At 67.9% G+C, this 16771-nt stretch carries 16 protein-coding genes; 7 read left to right on the top strand and 9 right to left on the bottom strand.

The window, feature by feature from the left end:
- Position 1: 1 nt before the first annotated feature.
- From rnd to aroQ, 7 genes are all read right to left on the bottom strand, one after another.
- Positions 2-1195, bottom strand: coding sequence for a ribonuclease D (rnd, locus tag JNK84_RS13285; RefSeq protein WP_441343239.1), 1194 nt, complete (start codon positions 1193-1195; stop codon positions 2-4).
- 29 nt (positions 1196-1224) lie between these two features.
- Positions 1225-1860 carry a glutathione peroxidase gene (locus JNK84_RS13280; RefSeq protein WP_293424815.1) on the bottom strand — a complete coding sequence of 212 codons (636 nt, stop codon included), beginning with the start codon at positions 1858-1860 and terminating at the stop codon, positions 1225-1227.
- A gap of 79 nt (positions 1861-1939) precedes the next feature.
- Complete coding sequence (locus tag JNK84_RS13275) at positions 1940-2503, bottom strand: manganese efflux pump MntP (protein ID WP_293424813.1); 564 nt, start codon at positions 2501-2503, stop codon at positions 1940-1942.
- A gap of 142 nt (positions 2504-2645) precedes the next feature.
- Positions 2646-3359, bottom strand: a complete 714-nt coding sequence (locus tag JNK84_RS13270; protein ID WP_293424811.1) for a hypothetical protein — start codon at positions 3357-3359, stop codon at positions 2646-2648.
- Between the two features lie 122 nt (positions 3360-3481).
- The gene (gene accC, locus JNK84_RS13265; protein WP_293424950.1) at positions 3482-4837 is read right to left on the bottom strand and encodes an acetyl-CoA carboxylase biotin carboxylase subunit; all 1356 of its coding nucleotides are present in this window, start codon (positions 4835-4837) and stop codon (positions 3482-3484) included.
- A gap of 11 nt (positions 4838-4848) precedes the next feature.
- On the bottom strand, positions 4849-5337 hold the full coding sequence (gene accB, locus JNK84_RS13260) for an acetyl-CoA carboxylase biotin carboxyl carrier protein (RefSeq protein WP_293424809.1): 489 nt from the start codon (positions 5335-5337) through the stop codon (positions 4849-4851).
- A 33-nt stretch (positions 5338-5370) separates the two neighbouring features.
- On the bottom strand, positions 5371-5820 hold the full coding sequence (gene aroQ, locus JNK84_RS13255) for a type II 3-dehydroquinate dehydratase (protein WP_293424807.1): 450 nt from the start codon (positions 5818-5820) through the stop codon (positions 5371-5373).
- A 252-nt stretch (positions 5821-6072) separates the two neighbouring features.
- Here aroQ and JNK84_RS13250 point away from each other — a divergent pair, with 252 nt between their 5' ends.
- A complete protein-coding gene (locus tag JNK84_RS13250; protein WP_293424805.1) occupies positions 6073-7497 on the top strand; it encodes an APC family permease in 1425 nt (474 codons plus the stop codon).
- A 45-nt stretch (positions 7498-7542) separates the two neighbouring features.
- On the opposite strand, the gene JNK84_RS13245 is transcribed toward JNK84_RS13250, so the two are convergent.
- Entirely contained in the window at positions 7543-8652 is a 1110-nt protein-coding gene (locus JNK84_RS13245) for an NADH:flavin oxidoreductase/NADH oxidase (RefSeq protein WP_293424803.1), read from the bottom strand.
- A gap of 292 nt (positions 8653-8944) precedes the next feature.
- Here JNK84_RS13245 and JNK84_RS13240 point away from each other — a divergent pair, with 292 nt between their 5' ends.
- Together JNK84_RS13240 and JNK84_RS13235 are read left to right on the top strand one after the other, a co-directional pair.
- On the top strand, positions 8945-10159 hold the full coding sequence (locus JNK84_RS13240; RefSeq protein ID WP_293424801.1) for an MFS transporter: 1215 nt from the start codon (positions 8945-8947) through the stop codon (positions 10157-10159).
- A gap of 234 nt (positions 10160-10393) precedes the next feature.
- Positions 10394-12550 (top strand): sodium-translocating pyrophosphatase, encoded by a 2157-nt coding sequence (locus tag JNK84_RS13235; protein WP_293424799.1) that lies wholly within the window; start codon positions 10394-10396, stop codon positions 12548-12550.
- Between the two features lie 202 nt (positions 12551-12752).
- Here JNK84_RS13235 and JNK84_RS13230 read toward each other — a convergent pair whose 3' ends face one another.
- Positions 12753-13280, bottom strand: coding sequence for an outer membrane protein assembly factor BamE (locus JNK84_RS13230; RefSeq protein WP_293424797.1), 528 nt, complete (start codon positions 13278-13280; stop codon positions 12753-12755).
- A gap of 131 nt (positions 13281-13411) precedes the next feature.
- On the opposite strand from JNK84_RS13230, the gene JNK84_RS13225 reads away from it, so the two are divergent.
- The 4 genes from JNK84_RS13225 to JNK84_RS13210 all read left to right on the top strand — a co-directional run bounded on the left by JNK84_RS13225 (position 13412) and on the right by JNK84_RS13210 (position 16684).
- A complete protein-coding gene (locus JNK84_RS13225) occupies positions 13412-13966 on the top strand; it encodes a ubiquinol-cytochrome C chaperone family protein (RefSeq protein WP_293424795.1) in 555 nt (184 codons plus the stop codon).
- Positions 13963-14511 carry a YceD family protein gene (locus JNK84_RS13220; RefSeq protein ID WP_293424793.1) on the top strand — a complete coding sequence of 183 codons (549 nt, stop codon included), beginning with the start codon at positions 13963-13965 and terminating at the stop codon, positions 14509-14511. Before JNK84_RS13225 ends, JNK84_RS13220 begins: the two co-directional genes overlap by 4 nt.
- Before the next feature lie 137 nt (positions 14512-14648).
- Positions 14649-15713 carry a phosphate acyltransferase PlsX gene (gene plsX, locus JNK84_RS13215; RefSeq protein WP_293424791.1) on the top strand — a complete coding sequence of 355 codons (1065 nt, stop codon included), beginning with the start codon at positions 14649-14651 and terminating at the stop codon, positions 15711-15713.
- The gene (locus JNK84_RS13210) at positions 15707-16684 is read left to right on the top strand and encodes a beta-ketoacyl-ACP synthase III (protein ID WP_293424949.1); all 978 of its coding nucleotides are present in this window, start codon (positions 15707-15709) and stop codon (positions 16682-16684) included. Before plsX ends, JNK84_RS13210 begins: the two co-directional genes overlap by 7 nt.
- The last annotated feature ends 87 nt before the right edge of the window (positions 16685-16771 follow it).

The raw sequence follows: 16771 nt of genomic DNA, 5'->3' as shown, positions 1-16771 counted from the left end.
GTCACGAGGCCTTTTCCTCGGCGATGATCACCGCGGGAATGCGGTCGACCGCGACGACGCGGCCCTTCTCGATGGCGAGCGCCAGCCGGCCGTGCTTCAGCGCCAGCGCCTTCTCGCCGAACATCTCGCGACGCCAGCCCTTCAGCGCGCCGACATCGGCCTCGTCGTTCTCGGCGATCCGGTCGAGATCGTCGGAGGTCGCCACCACCTTGGCGGCGACGTGGTGCTTCTCGGAGACCATCTTGAGCAGCACCTTGAGAAGCTCGACGGTCGCCGACTGGGCTTGGCTCTGCGGCCGGTGCTTCTCGATGGCGGGGAGGGTGCGCGGGTCGTGGGCAAGGCCGCGCTGCACCGCCTCGACCACGGCGAGGCCGTCGCGCGAGCGTTCCCAGCCCTTGGGCGTCGAGCGCATGGCGCCCAGCGCCTCCGCGCTCTTCGGCCCGGTCAGCGAGATGTCGAACAGGTTGTCGTCCTTCAGCACGCGCGAGCGCGGCACGTCGCGGGCCTGCGCCTCGCGCTCGCGCCAGGCGGCGACCTCCATCAGGACGGCGAGTTCCTTCGGCTTCCTGACGCGGTTGCGGAAGCGCTCCCAGGCGCGCTCGGGCTCCTGCCGGTAGGTGTCGGGCGAGGAAAGCACGCGCATTTCCTCCGCGACCCATTCGGTGCGGCCGCGCTTCTCAAGCTCGCCAGTGAGCTTGACGTAGATGTCGCGCAGATGCGTGACATCGGCGATGGCATAGACGATCTGCGCCTCGCTCAGCGGCCGCTTGGACCAGTCGGTGAAGCGCGAGGTCTTGTCGAGCTGCGTGCCGTTGGTGCGCTGGACGAGCTGGTCGTAGGAGATCGAATCGCCATAGCCGAGCACCATGGCGGCGACCTGACTGTCGAACAGCGGCGAGGGGATGCGCTTCGAGAGGTGCCAGACGATCTCGATGTCCTGCCGTGCGGCGTGGAACACCTTCACGACATTCGGATCGACCATCAGGTCGAAGAAGGGCGCGAGGTCCATTCCCGGAGCAAGCGCATCGACCGCGACGGCCTCGTCGGTCGAGGCGAGCTGGATGACGCAGAGCTTCGGCCAGAAGGTGGTTTCCCGGAGGAATTCCGTATCGACCGTGACGAAGGGGTGCTTGGCAAGCCGGGCGCAGACCGCGGCGAGATCGGACGAGGAGGTGATCAGCATCACGTCCTGCATACAGGAGATTCCATCGCATTGCGAAGGGATCAACTCGCGCTGAGCTGCGCCTCGATCAGGGCAATGATGCGCGGATCGGTTGGCCGAACCCGCGCCGGGAAAGCACCCGCCACCTGACCGTTCCGGCCGATGACGTATTTGTGGAAGTTCCAGGTGGGGATGTCGGCCGGGCGCTGTGCCGCGACCCAGCGATAGAAGGGATGCGCCTCGCCGCCGGTCACCTTCTGCTTGGCGGTCATCGGGAAGGCGACGCCATAGACGCCGGAGCAGAGCTCGGCGATCTCCCTCGCGGTGCCGCGCTCCTGGTTGAAGTCGTCGGACGGCACGCCGACGATGGTCAGCCCGCTGTCGCGATAGCGCCCCCACAGGGTCTGGAGGTCGGCATATTGCGGCGTGAACCCGCAGGACGACGCCGTATTGACCACAAGCAGCACGCGGCCGGCATGGTCGGCAAGGCTGACCGTGCCGCCCTCCAGTCCCTCGAAAGAGAAGGCGTAGGCGGTGGACGAGGACAGGGAGTAGGACGGCGTGGTCGAAACCTGAGGCCGCGAGACCGGAGCGCGGGATATTTGGGCAAGAGCCGGGGTCGCGACCAGCGAGGCCGCGCCGGCGAACAGGGAGCGACGGGTCGGGCGGAACGGGGCGGCGGCGTTTGCGACGGACATGGGCGATTCCCCTTGGACATCGATCATACGCGGCAGGATGCCGAACGGATGCGTCACACGCAGTTGTGAAAGCTCTGCGTCAGGCGGACAGATGCGAGACGAGGATCGACAGACCGAGCCCGACCAGCGCCAGCCCGCCGACGACTTCCGCCCGGCGCCCGAAGCGCGGCCCGATCAGGCGCGCGGCGAGCATGCCGCCGGCAGACATGCAGAACGTGGCCGTGCCGATGGCCAGCGCGACAAGAACGATATTCACATGGAGAAGGGCCAGAGACACGCCAACCGCCATGGCGTCGATGCTCGTGCCGATAGCGGTGGCGAGGAGCGCGAAACGGGAGCGCTGGATCGGGACTGCTTCCGCTTCCCCTTTCGCGGCCAGACCATTGGCGATCATTCGCCCGCCGACCAGCGCCAGCAGCGCGAAGGCGATCCAGTGGTCGATGGCCGCGACGTAGCGGTTGGCGGCAATTCCCGCTGCCCAGCCGATGAGTGGCGTGACCGTTTCGACAGCGCCGAAGACGAGGCCGGTGCGCAGGGCTTCGGCGATACGAGGCCGCCGCATGGCTGCGCCACGGCTCACCGAGGCAATCAGGGCATCGACCGACATGCCGATGGCCAGAATGGCGATGGAGGCGGGAGACATGGCAGCCCTCGGAACGGCAAAGGCGCCGCTGGTGGGCGGCGCCGGACGAGCGCACTGATAAGATGTTCTCAGAAAAACACAAGCAATATCAATTGACTATGAACTTGAGAGGCATTTGCACCTGCCGTCTCCTCGCGCCGACCTACATTCCCGCGCCGAACTGGGAACCCGTCGCGTCGGCCTCCAGTCGCCGCTCGGCGTCAGGCGGCAGCGGGTGCCCGTTCCTGATGCGTTGGTCTTCGAGGTGCCGGAAGAGACATGTCAGCACCGGCCGAAACCGGGCCGCACGCCAGCCGCGTCTGGCCGAGGGGTGCCAGATCGGCGCGGCAACCGCATCGTACGGCGCATAGAGCCGCGCCCGGCGCTGGACGCCCTCGAACGCAAAGGATGGCGCGCCGGGCAGTCCCTCCGGCATTCGCGCCCAGAGCCGCGCGCCGCAGACAATGATGGCCTCGGCCTCAGAGCACCTGACGATGTCCTGAAAGGCGAGCGGCGCCTCGCCGTGCCACATGGCTTCAGGCGGCGCGACTCCGGGCTCGTTGGCCGCTATCCGCGGGATGTAGTTGTAGTAGGTGAGGCTGTCCCAGATGTCCCGCCGATCCTGCGCCGACAGGACGTCCGCGGGGCGGCCGCTGACGAGGGACGTGATCTTGGCGTAGAAGCGGCGCGCCTCCGGCCGGAGCTCGCCGCCCGTGCCTTTGAGGAATTCAGTGACGCACCAGTTTGTCATGCCGGGGTCGCGATCCCCGACACGGAACTCCTTCGAATAGTGCGATTCTCCGAGAACAAGCAGCCGCCGGCCGCCGAGGGCGTTGTCGCCCAGTCCCCACCGATCGCCCTTCCAAGGCTGAAACATCCTGCCGTCCCCACCAAACGCGCTTGCGCATCCTGCGACAAGCGCAACCGCCGCGCGACGGACCGATGCGTGGCGTCGGTCCGAGGCGGGGCAGCAGCGGGGGCCGCGCGCGGCTGGCTTCGTCAGCCCTTCCTGGCGGCTTCCCCGGCCAGGAACTTCTCCAGCCAGTGGATGTCGTATTCGCCGGCGATGATGGAGGGATTGCGGACCAGCGTGCGGAACAGCGGCAGCGTCGTCTCGATGCCGTCGACCACGAACTCGTCGAGCGCCCGACGCAGGCGCGCGAGGCATTCGGTGCGGGTGCGGCCGTGGACGATGAGCTTGCCGACCAGCGAGTCGTAGTTCGGCGGGATCGTGTAGCCCTGGTAGGCGTGGCTGTCGACGCGCACGCCGATGCCGCCCGGCGGATGGAACAGGTTCAGCTTGCCGGGCGAGGGGCGGAAGGTCGCGGGGTTCTCGGCGTTCACGCGGCACTCGATGGCATGGCCCTCGATGACGATGTCCGACTGCTTCAGCGACAGCTTCTGGCCCGAGGCGATCTTGATCTGCTCGTTGACGAGATCGACGCCGGTGATCATCTCGGTCACGGGATGCTCGACCTGGATGCGGGTGTTCATCTCGATGAAGAAGAACTGGCCGTCCTCGTAGAGGAATTCGATGGTGCCGGCGCCGACATAGCCCATATCGGCCATGGCCTTGGCGCAGACGCCGCCGATCTCGGCGCGCTGCTCGGGCGTGATGACCGGGGAGGGGCCTTCCTCCCAGACCTTCTGGTGGCGGCGCTGCAACGAGCAGTCACGCTCGCCGAGGTGGATGGCGTTGCCCTGTCCGTCGCCGAGAATCTGGATCTCGATGTGGCGGGGGTGACCGAGATATTTCTCGATATAGACCGCATCGTCGCCGAAGGCGGCCTTCGCCTCGGTCTTGGCGGTCTGGAGCGCGATTTCGAGCTCGTCCGCCGAGCGGGCGACCTTCATGCCGCGTCCGCCGCCGCCGGCAGCCGCCTTGATGATGACGGGGAAGCCGATATCGCGGGCGACCGCGCGGGCCTCCTCGTCGTCGGAAATGCCGCCCTCGGAGCCGGGGACGGTCGGAATCCCCAAGCGCTTGGCGGTGCGCTTGGCCTCGATCTTGTCGCCCATGATCCGGATATGCTCGGCCTTGGGGCCGATGAAGGTGATGCCGTGGCTCTCAAGGATCTCGGCGAAGCGGGCGTTCTCGGAGAGGAAGCCGTAGCCGGGATGGACGGCGTCGGCGCCGGTGATCTCGCAGGCCGCCAGCAGGCTCGGCACGTTGAGATAGCTGTCGCGCGCGGCCGGCGGGCCGATGCAGACGCTCTCGTCGGCGAGCTTCACATGCATGGAGTCGGAATCGGCGGTCGAATGGACCGCGACGGTGGCAATCCCGAGCTCCTTGCAGGCGCGCAGCACCCGGAGCGCGATTTCGCCGCGATTGGCGATCAGCACCTTGTGGAACATGGGCTGGGCGCTCACTCGATGATCATCAGCGGTTCGCCGTATTCCACCGGCCGGCCGTCCTCGAACAGGATGCGCGTCACGGTGCCGGAGCGCGGGGCGACGATATCGTTGAAGGTCTTCATCGCCTCGATCAGGCAGAGGCGGTCGCCTTCCTTGACGCTCTGGCCGAGCTCGACGAGGGGCTTGGCGTCCGGCGAGGGGCGGCGATAGGCGGTGCCGACCATCGGCGAGGGCACGACGCCCGGATGCTTGCGCGGATCATCGCCGGCGGCAGCGGCCGGTGCGGCGGCAATCGCGGCTGGCGCGGCAGCCGGCGCATAGGCCGGAGCGGCCGCCACCGGAACAGGCGCAGCGACGGTGGCGTGGACGGTGACCTGCCGGGCGACGCGGATCTTCAGCGCCTCGTGCTCGATCTCGATCTCGGTCAGGTCCGTATCGGCCAGCACCTGCGCAAGCTCGCGGATCATCGCGGTATCGATGGGGGATTTGCCTTTGAGCATGGTGCCCTCTTGAACTGATTGCCGCCGCCGCCGTCAGGCGGTCAGGGATGCGAGCGCGGCGATGCCGAGCGCGTAGCCGAGGGGACCGAACCCCACGATGATGCCGCGCGCGACGGGTGACAGGAATGAATGGTGCCGCACCGGCTCGCGGGCATGCACATTGGAGATATGGACCTCGACCAGCGGAATGCCGGTCGCCTTGGTGGCGTCGGCAAGGGCGAGCGAGGTATGGGTATAGGCGCCGGCATTGAACACCACGCCCTTGAGCGTGCCGGCCGCGAAAGCGCGCCCGGCCTCGTGGATCCAGTCGACCAGCACGCCCTCGAGGTTCGACTGGCGGAAGTCGACCGACAGGCCGTGTTTGCCGGCCTCGGTCCGGCACAGGGCCTCGATGTCGGCGAGCGTGGTCGAGCCATAGATGGCCGGTTCGCGCGTGCCGAGCAGATTGAGGTTCGGGCCGTTCAGGACGAAGACGGTGCTCATGCGCCGGGTTCTTGGACAATCCGTTCGGTAGCAGGCGGAATCGCGCGAGACCCGGCAAGCGGGCGCCTGCGGGCGCGCCCTTATAGGCGCAAGCTTCGCGTAAGCAAAGGGAGCGCTGTGGACCGCCGGCGCGCCGGCCCGGGCCCGCGATCCCCGCAATCCAGCCGTTGCGGCAGGCGATGGCGGAACGTACCAACGGGCGGACAGTTCCCGGGCAGCGCGGATCGCAAGCCGGTTCAGGAGGGTTCGGGAATGACCGATGCGACCGCCAGTCAGGCAGCCACGTCCGCCGCGCCGGTGGTCGAGCCCGGTCTCCGCCGGGTGATGGGGCCCTGGCTGCTGCTGCTGTTCATCGTCGGCGACATTCTCGGCACTGGCATCTACGCGCTGACCGGGCAGGTTGCCAAACAGGTGGGCGGGGTGGTCTGGCTGCCCTTCGCCGTCGCCTTCGTCGTCGCGGTCATCACCGCCTTCTCCTATCTCGAACTGGTGACGAAATACCCGCGGGCGGCAGGGGCCGCGCTCTATGCGCACCGCGCCTTCGGCATCCATTTCATCACGTTCATCGTCGCCTTCGCGGTGATGTGCTCGGGCATCACCTCGTCGTCGACCGCCTCGCGTGCGTTCGCGGCGAACCTCTCCCACGCCTTCGGGCTCAACTTCTCCGCCTGGGGCATCACGGCGGTCGGGCTCGGCTTCATGGCGCTCGTCGCGGCGATCAATCTGCGCGGTGTCGGCGAGAGCGTGAAGGTCAACGTGCTGCTGACCTGTGTCGAGCTGACCGGCCTGCTGATCATCATCGTCATCGGCTTCTGGGCCATCAGCCTCGGACAGGGCGACGTCTCGCGCGTCACCCAGTTCAAGCCGGCCGAGGGAGGCGGGCTGTTCTGGCCGGTCATCGCGGCCACCACGCTCGCCTTTTTCGCGATGGTCGGTTTCGAGGACTCCGTGAACATGGCGGAAGAGACCAGGGATCCGACGCGCATCTTCCCGCGCATCCTGCTGGCCGGACTGGGGACCGCCGGCGTCATCTACGTGCTGGTCTCGATCTCGGCGATCACGCTGGTCTCGCCCGAAGAGCTCGGCATCGGCGAGACGCCACTGCTCAAGGTGGTTCAGGCGGGCGCGCCGAACTTCCCGGTCTGGATTTTCGGCTTCATCACCATGTTCGCGGTGGCGAACTCCGCCCTCATCAACATGCTGATGGCCTCGCGCCTCGTTTACGGCATGAGCCGCGAGCATGTGCTGCCGCCGGTGCTCGGCAAGGTCCATCCGACCCGCCATACGCCCTACATCGCGATCGGTTTCACCACCCTGCTGGCCTTCGCCCTGATCACCTTCGTCGGCGAGGTGCCGGCGCTCGGCGGCACGACCGCGCTGCTGCTGCTCTGCGTCTTTACGGTGGTGAATGTCGCCGTGCTGGTTCTGCGCAGGGAGCCGGTGGAGCACAAGCACTTCCGGACGCCGACGATCATGCCGATCCTCGGGGCGCTGTCCTGTGCCTTTCTGGCCGGTCCCTGGACCGGACGCGATCCCGTCCAGTACCGGGTCGCCGGCGCGCTGATCGGCATCGGCATCCTGCTCTGGATCGTCACCGTCCTGGTCAACCGGGCGACCGGCGCGAGACCGGCCGGTCCGGGGGTGGAGGATATCGGCGGCAAGGAGCTTCGGAGCTGAACATCGTTCGCGGCCTGGCGCTGCCGGCCTGGAAAGCGATGGACCTCAGCGCGGACGCGCCAGCGCCGCTCCCGGCCAGGCCTTCCTGGCGACGCGCGCATATTGCGGCGGGAAGGGGATGTCGGCGCCGAGTTCCTCGGCGGCATGCCAGCCCCAACGCGGATCGTCGAGCATGCCGCGGGCAAGCGCGACCATGTCGGCGGCGCCGCTTGCGACGATCTCCTCGGCCTGTTTCGCCGTCCCGATCATGCCGACCGCGCGCGTCGCGATGCCGGAACCCTGCTTCACCGCCTCGGCGAAGGGCACCTGATAGCCGGGCTTCACCGAGACGCGGATCTTCGGATGGATGCCACCGGAGGAAACGCAGACGAAATCGAGGCCGGCGGCCTTGAGCTCAGCCGCGAGGGCGACCGCGTCCGCCACCTGCAGACCGTCATCGGTCCAGTCCTGCCCGGTGATGCGGGCGCCGACCGCGACGCTGTCCGGCACGGCCTTGCGCACCGCCTCGGCGATGGAGAGCGGCCAGGCGAAGCGGTTCTCGCGCGAGCCGCCGAACGCATCCGTGCGCTTGTTGGAGACCGGGCTCATGACGTTGTGCAGCAGGTAGCCGTGGGCCATATGCAGCTCGATCGCATCGAACCCGAGCCGGACGGCGCGCCTGGCGGCGTCGACGAAGGCGCAGCCGATGCGCATCTTGTCCTGGCCGGTGAGCTCGCGCGGGGTGTGCCAGCCTTCGTCGAAGGGGATCGCCGAAGCCGCGACCGTCGGCCAGGGGTCGGCATTGTCCTTCAGCGGGCCGCCGCCTTCCCACGGCCGCTCGGAGGAAGCCTTGCGGCCGGCATGGCCGATCTGGATGCAGAACTTGGTGCCGGGGAGGGCGACGCCGCGCGCGGCGGCCAGCACCCGGCCCAGCGCCAGTTCGTTGCTGTCGGAATAGAGGCCGACGCAGCCATGCGTGATCCTGCCGTGCCGCTCGACCGCCGTCGCCTCGACCACCACCATCGCGGCACCGGACATCGCCAGGCTCATCAGGTGCTGCAGGTGCCAGTCGTTCATGGAGCCGTCATCGGCGGAGTACTGGCACATGGGCGCAACCACGATGCGGTTGGCGAGGGTCACGGGACCGATGGCGAAGGGCGAGAAGAGCTGGCTCATGCGGCCTCTTGCAGTCTGAACTGGTTATTCGGGGCGTTTTGCCCGGCGTTTCGGGAGCGATGTGGCCGCAATCGATGCCCCACGGCAAGCGCCGGGCATGCAGGGCTCGCCTGTCCGCGCCCCAGCCCGCGCCGCCGGCACCATGCCCGGCACGCAGCCCACTCCGTCTGAAGGCGTCTGGCTGGCGGTGCCGATTCCGGCTAATCGAGTGGGAAATTCTCCCCGTGCCGGTCCCCGGAGCCACGGGATTTCCGATCGAGGCCAGGACGGGAAAGAACCGTCCTGTGACGCCATGACAACTTCCGTCTCTGACACCGCGCATCACCACGACGACCGGCTGGCGCGGCGCAATGCCTTCATCCTCGCGCTGGCGACGGCGCTTGCCGGCGCCAATACGACCGTCATGTTCGCCACGGGCGCGATCGTCGGCGCGCAACTCGCGCCGGTCCGCTCGCTGGCGACCCTGCCCATCTCGATCTTCGTCGTCGGCCTTGCCGCAGCCTCGCTGCCGGTCGGCATGCTCGTGCGCCGCTATGGCCGCCGCACGGCCTATCAGATGGCGACGGCCGCAGGCGTGCTCACCGGCCTGTTCGGCTATCTCGGCGTCGTCTGGTCGAGCTTCCCGATCTTCTGTCTCGCGACATTCTCGGCCGGTTTCTACGCCTCCGCCGCGCAGAGCTACCGCTTCGCCGCCGCCGATACCGCGTCCGACGCGTTCCGGCCGAAGGCGATCTCCTGGGTCATGACCGGTGGCATCATCGCGGGCGTGGTCGGGCCGCAGCTCGTCGTCTGGACGAAGGACGCGATGCCGCCGGTGCTGTTCGCCGGCACCTATCTGGGACAGGCCGTGGTGGCGCTCGCCGCCGGCGTGATCCTGTCCTTCATCGACATTCCGAAGCCGAAGCCGGCGCCCGCCGGCACCGTGCGCAGGCCGATCTCGGACTATTTCCGCGACCGCTCCTTCCTGACCGCCGTCATCTGCGGGGCAGGGACCTACATGCTGATGAATTTCGTCATGACGGCCGCGCCGCTCGCCATGATCGCCTGCGACCACACGGTGGACGCGGCGGCCTACGGCATCCAGTGGCACGTCATCGCCATGTACGCGCCGAGCTTCTTCACCGGACATTTCATCACCCGCTACGGCGCGCCGAAGGTGGTGTCGGTCGGCCTGGCGCTGACGGCCTTCTCGGCGGTCGTGGCGCTGCTCGGCATCACGGTGGCGCATTTCTACGTGGCGCTGGTGCTGCTCGGGCTCGGCTGGAACTTCGGCTATATCGGCGCCAGCGCCATGGTCGCCGCCGCCGCGCGGCCGGAAGAGCGCACGCATGTCCAGTCGGTCAACGATTTCTGCGTCTTCGGCGTGATGGCGATCGGCTCGTTCTCCTCGGGCCAGATCGTCACGACCTATGGCTGGGATGCGGTGAACTGGGTGGTGTTTCCGATCGTCGCGGCCGCAGCGGTGGCGCTCGTGGTCGGCACGCGCAGGCGCGTGGCGGCGGCCTGATCGCTCCTTCTCTTTCTGGAATCCCTCGAAATCCCTGAATAACCGCCAAAAGACCGAGGCGCGCACGGCTCCCATCCGTTGCTTCGCCCGCGCGACTTTGGCAAAAAAGCGTCGGACTCGTGGTGGGGTGGGCGCAAGCCGGTCCGAGCCGCAAAAAGAACGAGCAGGCAATATCCGGCACCGGAAGGCCGGTCGGACGCCCCGCGTGCGGGCGCCGCGACAGAGGAAACATCGATGACGACAGCCTTGTGGGTAATTATCGGCTGCGGACTTCTGTCCGTGGTCTATGGCGTATGGGCGACCAAGTCGCTGCTGGCGGCCGATGCAGGCAATGCCCGCATGCAGGAGATCGCCGGCGCGGTCGCCGAGGGCGCCGCGGCCTATCTGCGCCGCCAGTATCTGACCATCTCGGTCGTCGGCCTCGTCATCCTTGTCCTCGTCGGCTACCTGCTCGGCACCGCCGTCGCGGTCGGCTTCCTGATCGGCGCGGTCCTGTCGGGCGCCGCAGGCTTCATCGGCATGAACGTCTCGGTGCGCGCCAACGTGCGCACGGCGCAGGCCGCGTCGAAGTCGCTCGCCGCCGGCCTCGACATCGCCTTCAAGGCGGGCGCGGTCACCGGCCTGCTGGTCGCGGGCCTCGCCCTGCTCGGCGTCGCGGTCTATTTCTGGGCCCTGACCGGTCCGGGCGGCCTTGCCCCGAACAGCCGCACGGTCATCGACGGCCTGGTGGCGCTCGGCTTCGGCGCGTCGCTGATCTCGATCTTCGCCCGTCTCGGCGGCGGCATCTTCACCAAGGGCGCCGACGTCGGCGCCGACCTCGTCGGCAAGGTCGAGGCCGGCATCCCGGAGGATGATCCGCGCAACCCGGCGACCATCGCCGACAACGTGGGCGACAATGTCGGCGACTGCGCCGGCATGGCCGCCGACCTGTTCGAGACCTACGCCGTGACCGTGGTCGCGACCATGGTGCTCGCGGCGATCTTCTTCGCTGGCACGCCCGCGCTCACCTCGGCGCTGATCTACCCGCTGGCGATCTGCGCGGTCTGCATCGTCACCTCCATCGTCGGCACGTTCTTCGTGAAGCTCGGCGCCAACAACTCGATCATGGGCGCGCTCTACAAGGGCCTGATCGTCACCGGCATCCTGTCGATCGGCGGTCTCGCCCTCGCCACCCAGTTCGTCACCGGCTGGGGCGTCATCGGCACGGTCGCCGGCAAGACCGTGACCGGCTCGGCCCTGTTCGCCTGCGGCCTCGTCGGCCTCGTGGTCACCGGCCTGATCGTCTGGATCACCGAGTACTATACCGGCACGGGCAAGCGCCCGGTCGTCTCGATCGCCCAGGCCTCGGTCACCGGACACGGCACCAACGTCATCCAGGGCCTCGCGGTCAGCCTTGAATCGACGGCGCTGCCGGCCATGGTCATCGTCGGCGGCATCATCGCGACCTTCCAGCTCGCCGGTCTGTTCGGTACCGCCATCGCGGTCACCACCATGCTCGGCCTCGCCGGCATGATCGTCGCGCTCGACGCCTTCGGCCCGGTCACCGACAATGCCGGCGGCATTGCCGAAATGGCTGGCCTGCCGAAGGAGGTCCGTCACTCGACGGACGCGCTCGACGCGGTCGGCAACACCACCAAGGCCGTCACCAAGGGCTATGCCATCGGTTCGGCCGGTCTCGGCGCGCTGGTTCTGTTCGCCGCCTACAGCTACGACCTCAACTACTTCATCGCCGAGGCGAACAAGGCCGGATCGACCGCCTACAGCTACTTCAAGGGCATGTCGCCGGTCACCTTCGACCTGTCGGACCCCTATGTCGTCGCCGGCCTGATCTTCGGCGGCCTCATCCCCTACCTGTTCGGCGGCATCGCCATGACCGCCGTCGGCCGCGCCGCCGGCTCGGTCGTGGAAGAGGTCCGCCGCCAGTTCAAGGAAAAGCCGGGCATCATGGCCGGCACCGACAAGCCGGACTATGCCCGCGCGGTCGACATGCTGACCAAGGCGGCGATCAAGGAGATGATCATCCCCTCGCTGCTGCCGGTGCTCGCGCCGCTGGTCGCCTATTTCGGCGTGCTGTGGATGTCGGGTTCCAAGGCTTCGGCCTTCGCGGCGCTCGGCGCCTCACTGCTCGGCGTCATCGTCAACGGCCTGTTCGTCGCCATCTCGATGACCTCGGGCGGCGGTGCCTGGGACAACGCCAAGAAGAGCTTCGAGGATGGCTTCGTCGACAAGGACGGCGTGACGCATCTGAAGGGCTCGGACGCGCACAAGGCCTCGGTCACCGGCGACACCGTCGGCGACCCCTACAAGGACACGGCGGGTCCCGCCGTGAACCCAGCCATCAAGATCTGCAACATCGTGGCGCTGCTGCTCCTCGCGATCCTCGCGCACTGAGTTCGGGTCACGTCATGCAACGAGCCCCGCGGGAGCGATCCCGCGGGGCTTTTGCTTTTTTTGGTGCGGACGAGGGCCGGGCGCTGCGTTCCGCGGGGCCCGGCCCGCCAGCCGCCGGTTGCAGAGCCCGGAAATGAAAAAGCCCCGCCGGAGCGGGGCTTTTGTCTCGTGCACGCCGAAGGTCCGGCGCGGCGCGCATCCATCAGGTGCGCGGGCCCTGGATGATCTGGCGGAGCAGGTTCGCTTCCTCGCCGCCGGTGACCGTCGAGCGCGAGATGAAGTCGAAGACCTTGCCGTCCTGCAGGCCGTAATTGGCCATGCGCTCGACCTTGCGCTCGCGGTTGAAATAGATGGCGAGCACGTTGCGCTCGACCGTCCGGGGCGCCTGGAACTGGAAGGTGCGGGTCTGGCGCTCGGAGATGTAATAGAAAACGTCGCCGTTGATCGTGGAGATCGTCGTCGGCGTGCCGAGCGCGATCATCACCTGATCCTGGCTGTTGCCTTCCTTGACCTGGGCCAGCGCCTCCTCGGAGGGGACGTAGCCGCGGTTGAAGGTTTCGCCGAAGCCCATGCGCTCCTGCTGCGGCAGGGAGGGGGTCAGCGAGGTGATGCTCGGGCCGGACGAGCAGGCTGCGAGCGTTACCGCGGCGCCGGCGATCAGCGCGAGCCTCGCCGCGGCGATACGGCGCGAACCCACGGACAATGCGGCCTCGGCGGGACTGGACGGCACGCGCTTCATCTTGTCGAAACCTCTGGACCCAACCTGACCGCGCCCCCGGCGCGGTGCGCCACGCTTGAACGCGGCGGCGCGATGACTTAACCCCCGGCAGCGGCCATTTCAACCCGAAGGCACCAAAACCGATGATTCTGGGCCTGTTCCGGCGAAGCGCGCGCGACGCGACCATCGATAGGCTTTACGGCGCCATCGTGGCGCAGGCGCGCGAGCCTGCCTTCTTCCGCGACCATGGCGTTCCCGATACGGTCGATGGCCGGTTCGAGATGGTCGTTCTGCACGTCTTTCTGGTGCTTCACCGCCTGAAGCAGGAGAGCGAGGAGCGCCGTGAGCTGGGGCAGGCGCTGTTCGACCTGCTGTTCGCTGATTTCGACCGCGCGCTGCGCGAACTGGGCGTCGCGGACACCAAGGTGCCGAAGAAGATCCGCGAAATGAGCCAGGCCTTCTACGGGCGCACCAGGGCCTATGACGAGGCGCTCGCGAGCGGCGAGGCGCAGGCGCTGGAGGAGGCGCTGGCGCGCAATGTCCGCGCCGACGCGACCGCTGACACCGCGGCGCTCGCTTCCTATGTGAGGGCTGCGGCGGCTGATATCGCCGCGATCCCCTATGCCACGCTGGCCGCCGGGTCGATCACCTTCCCGCCGGTGCCGAAAGGACCCCAGCCGAAAGGACCGCTGTCATGACCGGCAAATCGCCAACCGGAGAGGGCCTGCCGCGCTGGCCGGTGCGCATCGCCGACGTTCCCGCTGGCGGCGTCCATGTCCGCAAGCGCGGGCTCGCCGCGGCGGAACTGGCGGCCTTTGCCGCCGCCATCGGCGTCGAATCGATGTCGGAGCTCGACGTCGATCTGCACGTGAAGCCCTATCGCGGCGATGGCCTGGCCGTCGAGGGCAGGGTGCGCGCGACGGTCGGGCAGATCTGCGTCGTCACCCTCGATCCCGTGGAAAACGAGATCGACGAGGAAGTCGAGGCGAGTTTCCGCCCCGAGGCGATGCTGAAGCCGCATCTCGTCCATGACGAGGACGAGGGCATGGCGATCGACGCCTCGGTCGCCGCCGATGATCCGCTGGTCGGGGGCGCCATCGACGCGGCGGCCATCGCGGCGGAATTCCTCGCGCTCGGCGTCGATCCCTATCCGCGCAAGCCGGGCGTCGCCTTCGAGGCTCCGGAAGGCGCGGGCGAAGGCTCGGCCTTTGCCGGCCTCGCCAAACTGAAGCGTGGCGGTTGAATGACGCGGCGAATGAACCGATCCGGCCTGCCCGCCTCTTGTGCAGGCGCGGGCAGCCGCTATTGTCCCGGCTCCCTGCGTCGGTCGCTGCCGCGCGGTCTTGAATGGCGCAGAGCGCCGCGCGAACGGACGTGACGATGTCGGAAAAGGTCAGACTGGCGCTCGATGTGATGGGGGGCGATTTCGGCCCGTCCGTCGTCGTGCCCGGCGCCGAGATCGCGCTGTCGCGGCACCGCGACATCGAGTTCGTGCTGGTCGGCGACGAGCGCCAGATCACGCCGCTGCTGGCCGCCAATCCGCGAGTCAAGGCGCATTCCGAGATCGTCCATACCGACATCGCCATCAGGATGGATGACAAGCCGTCCAAGGCGCTGCGCTACGGCCGGCGTGTCTCGTCGATGTGGAAGGCCATGGACGAGGTGAAGTTCGGGCGCGCCGCCGCCGCCGTCTCGGCCGGCAATACCGGCGCGCTGATGGCCATGGCGGCCTTCAACCTGAAGACCATGGAAGGCATCGAGCGCCCGGCGCTCGCCGCGCTCTGGCCGACGCTCCGGGGCGAATCCATCGTGCTCGACATGGGCGCCTCGATCGGCGCCGATGCGCGGGCGCTGGTCGACATGGCCGTGATGGGCGCGGCCATGGCGCGCGTCGTCTTCGATCTCGAAACGCCGACGGTCGGCCTGCTCAATATCGGCGTCGAGGAGGTCAAGGGCCTCGAATTCATCCGCGAAGCCGGCCAGATGTTGCGCGACACGCCCATTCCGGGGCTCGACTACCGCGGCTTCGTCGAGGGCGACGATATCGGCAAGGGCGTGACCGACGTGATCGTCACCGAGGGTTTCACCGGCAATATCGCCCTGAAGACCGGCGAGGGCACGGCCAAGCAGATCGGCGAATATCTGCGCGCGGCCATGGCCCGCACCTGGCGCTCGCGCCTCGGCTATCTGCTCGCCCGTAACGCATTCTCGACGCTTCGTGAGAAGATGGACCCGCGCAAGAGCAATGGCGCGGTGTTCCTCGGCCTCAACGGCGTCGTGATCAAGAGCCATGGCGGCACCGATCCGCTCGGCTTCGCCAGCGCGGTCGATGTCGCCTACGACATGGCGCGCTACGACCTCCAGTCGAAGATTCGGTCCATGCTCGACGCCTATCATGCATCCCGGCCGGAAGCCCCGGCCGCTCCCCTCGAGGCCGCATCGTGACACGCCGTTCCGTGGTGCGCGGCGTGGGCAGTCATCTGCCCGCCCGTGTCCTGACAAATGCCGAACTGTCGACCATGGTCGATACGTCCGACGACTGGATCGTCCAGCGTTCGGGCATCCGCCAGCGGCATATCGCGGCCGAGGGCGAGACCACCGCCGAACTCGGGCTGAAGGCCGCGCAGGCGGCGCTCGCCCATGCCGGCCTCGACGCGCAGGACATCGATCTGATCGTGCTGGCGACATCGACCCCGGACCGGACATTTCCGGCCTCGGCAACCGCGATCCAGGACCGGCTGGGCATCCGCCACGGCGTTGCCTTCGACCTCCAGGCAGTGTGCTCGGGCTTCGTTTTCGGCGTCACGACGGCGGACAAGTTCCTGCGCTCGGGCAGCCACAAGCGGGCACTGGTCATCGGCGCCGAGACCTTCTCGCGCATCCTCGACTGGACCGACCGCACGACCTGCGTGCTGTTCGGCGACGGCGCCGGCGCGATCGTGCTCGAGGCGCAGGACCAGCCGGACGGCACCGCTGGCAGGGGCGTGCTGACGACGCATCTGCGTTCGGACGGTCGGCACACGCCGAAGCTCTACGTCGATGGCGGCCCCTCGCTGACGGGAACGGTCGGACATCTGCGCATGGAGGGCCGCGAGGTCTTCAAGCACGCCGTCGGCATGATCACCGACGTGATGAATGACGCCTACGCCGCGACCGGAACGACCTCCGAGGACCTCGACTGGTTCGTGCCGCACCAGGCCAACAAGCGGATCATCGACGCCTCGGCCGAGAAGCTGAAGATCGCGCCGGAGAAGGTGGTCATCACCGTCGACCGTCACGGCAATACGTCTGCCGCCTCCATTCCGTTGGCGCTGGATGTCGCCGTGAAGGACGGGCGGATCAAACAGGGCGATCTCGTCATGCTGGAGGCCATGGGCGGCGGCTTCACCTGGGGTTCGGCGCTGATCCGCTGGTGACGATGCCAGCGCGGACGGGTTGACCGTCGCGTGTCGAACCCATAGTGATAATGAAATCAGAGTGATAAGGCGGATGGCGGCAATGCG

The organism is Phreatobacter sp. (assembly GCF_016793595.1).
Taxonomy (GTDB): Bacteria; Pseudomonadota; Alphaproteobacteria; order Rhizobiales; family Phreatobacteraceae; genus Phreatobacter.
The sequence above is the reverse complement of the archived record's forward strand: the minus strand, read 5'-3'. Positions and strand labels throughout refer to the sequence as shown.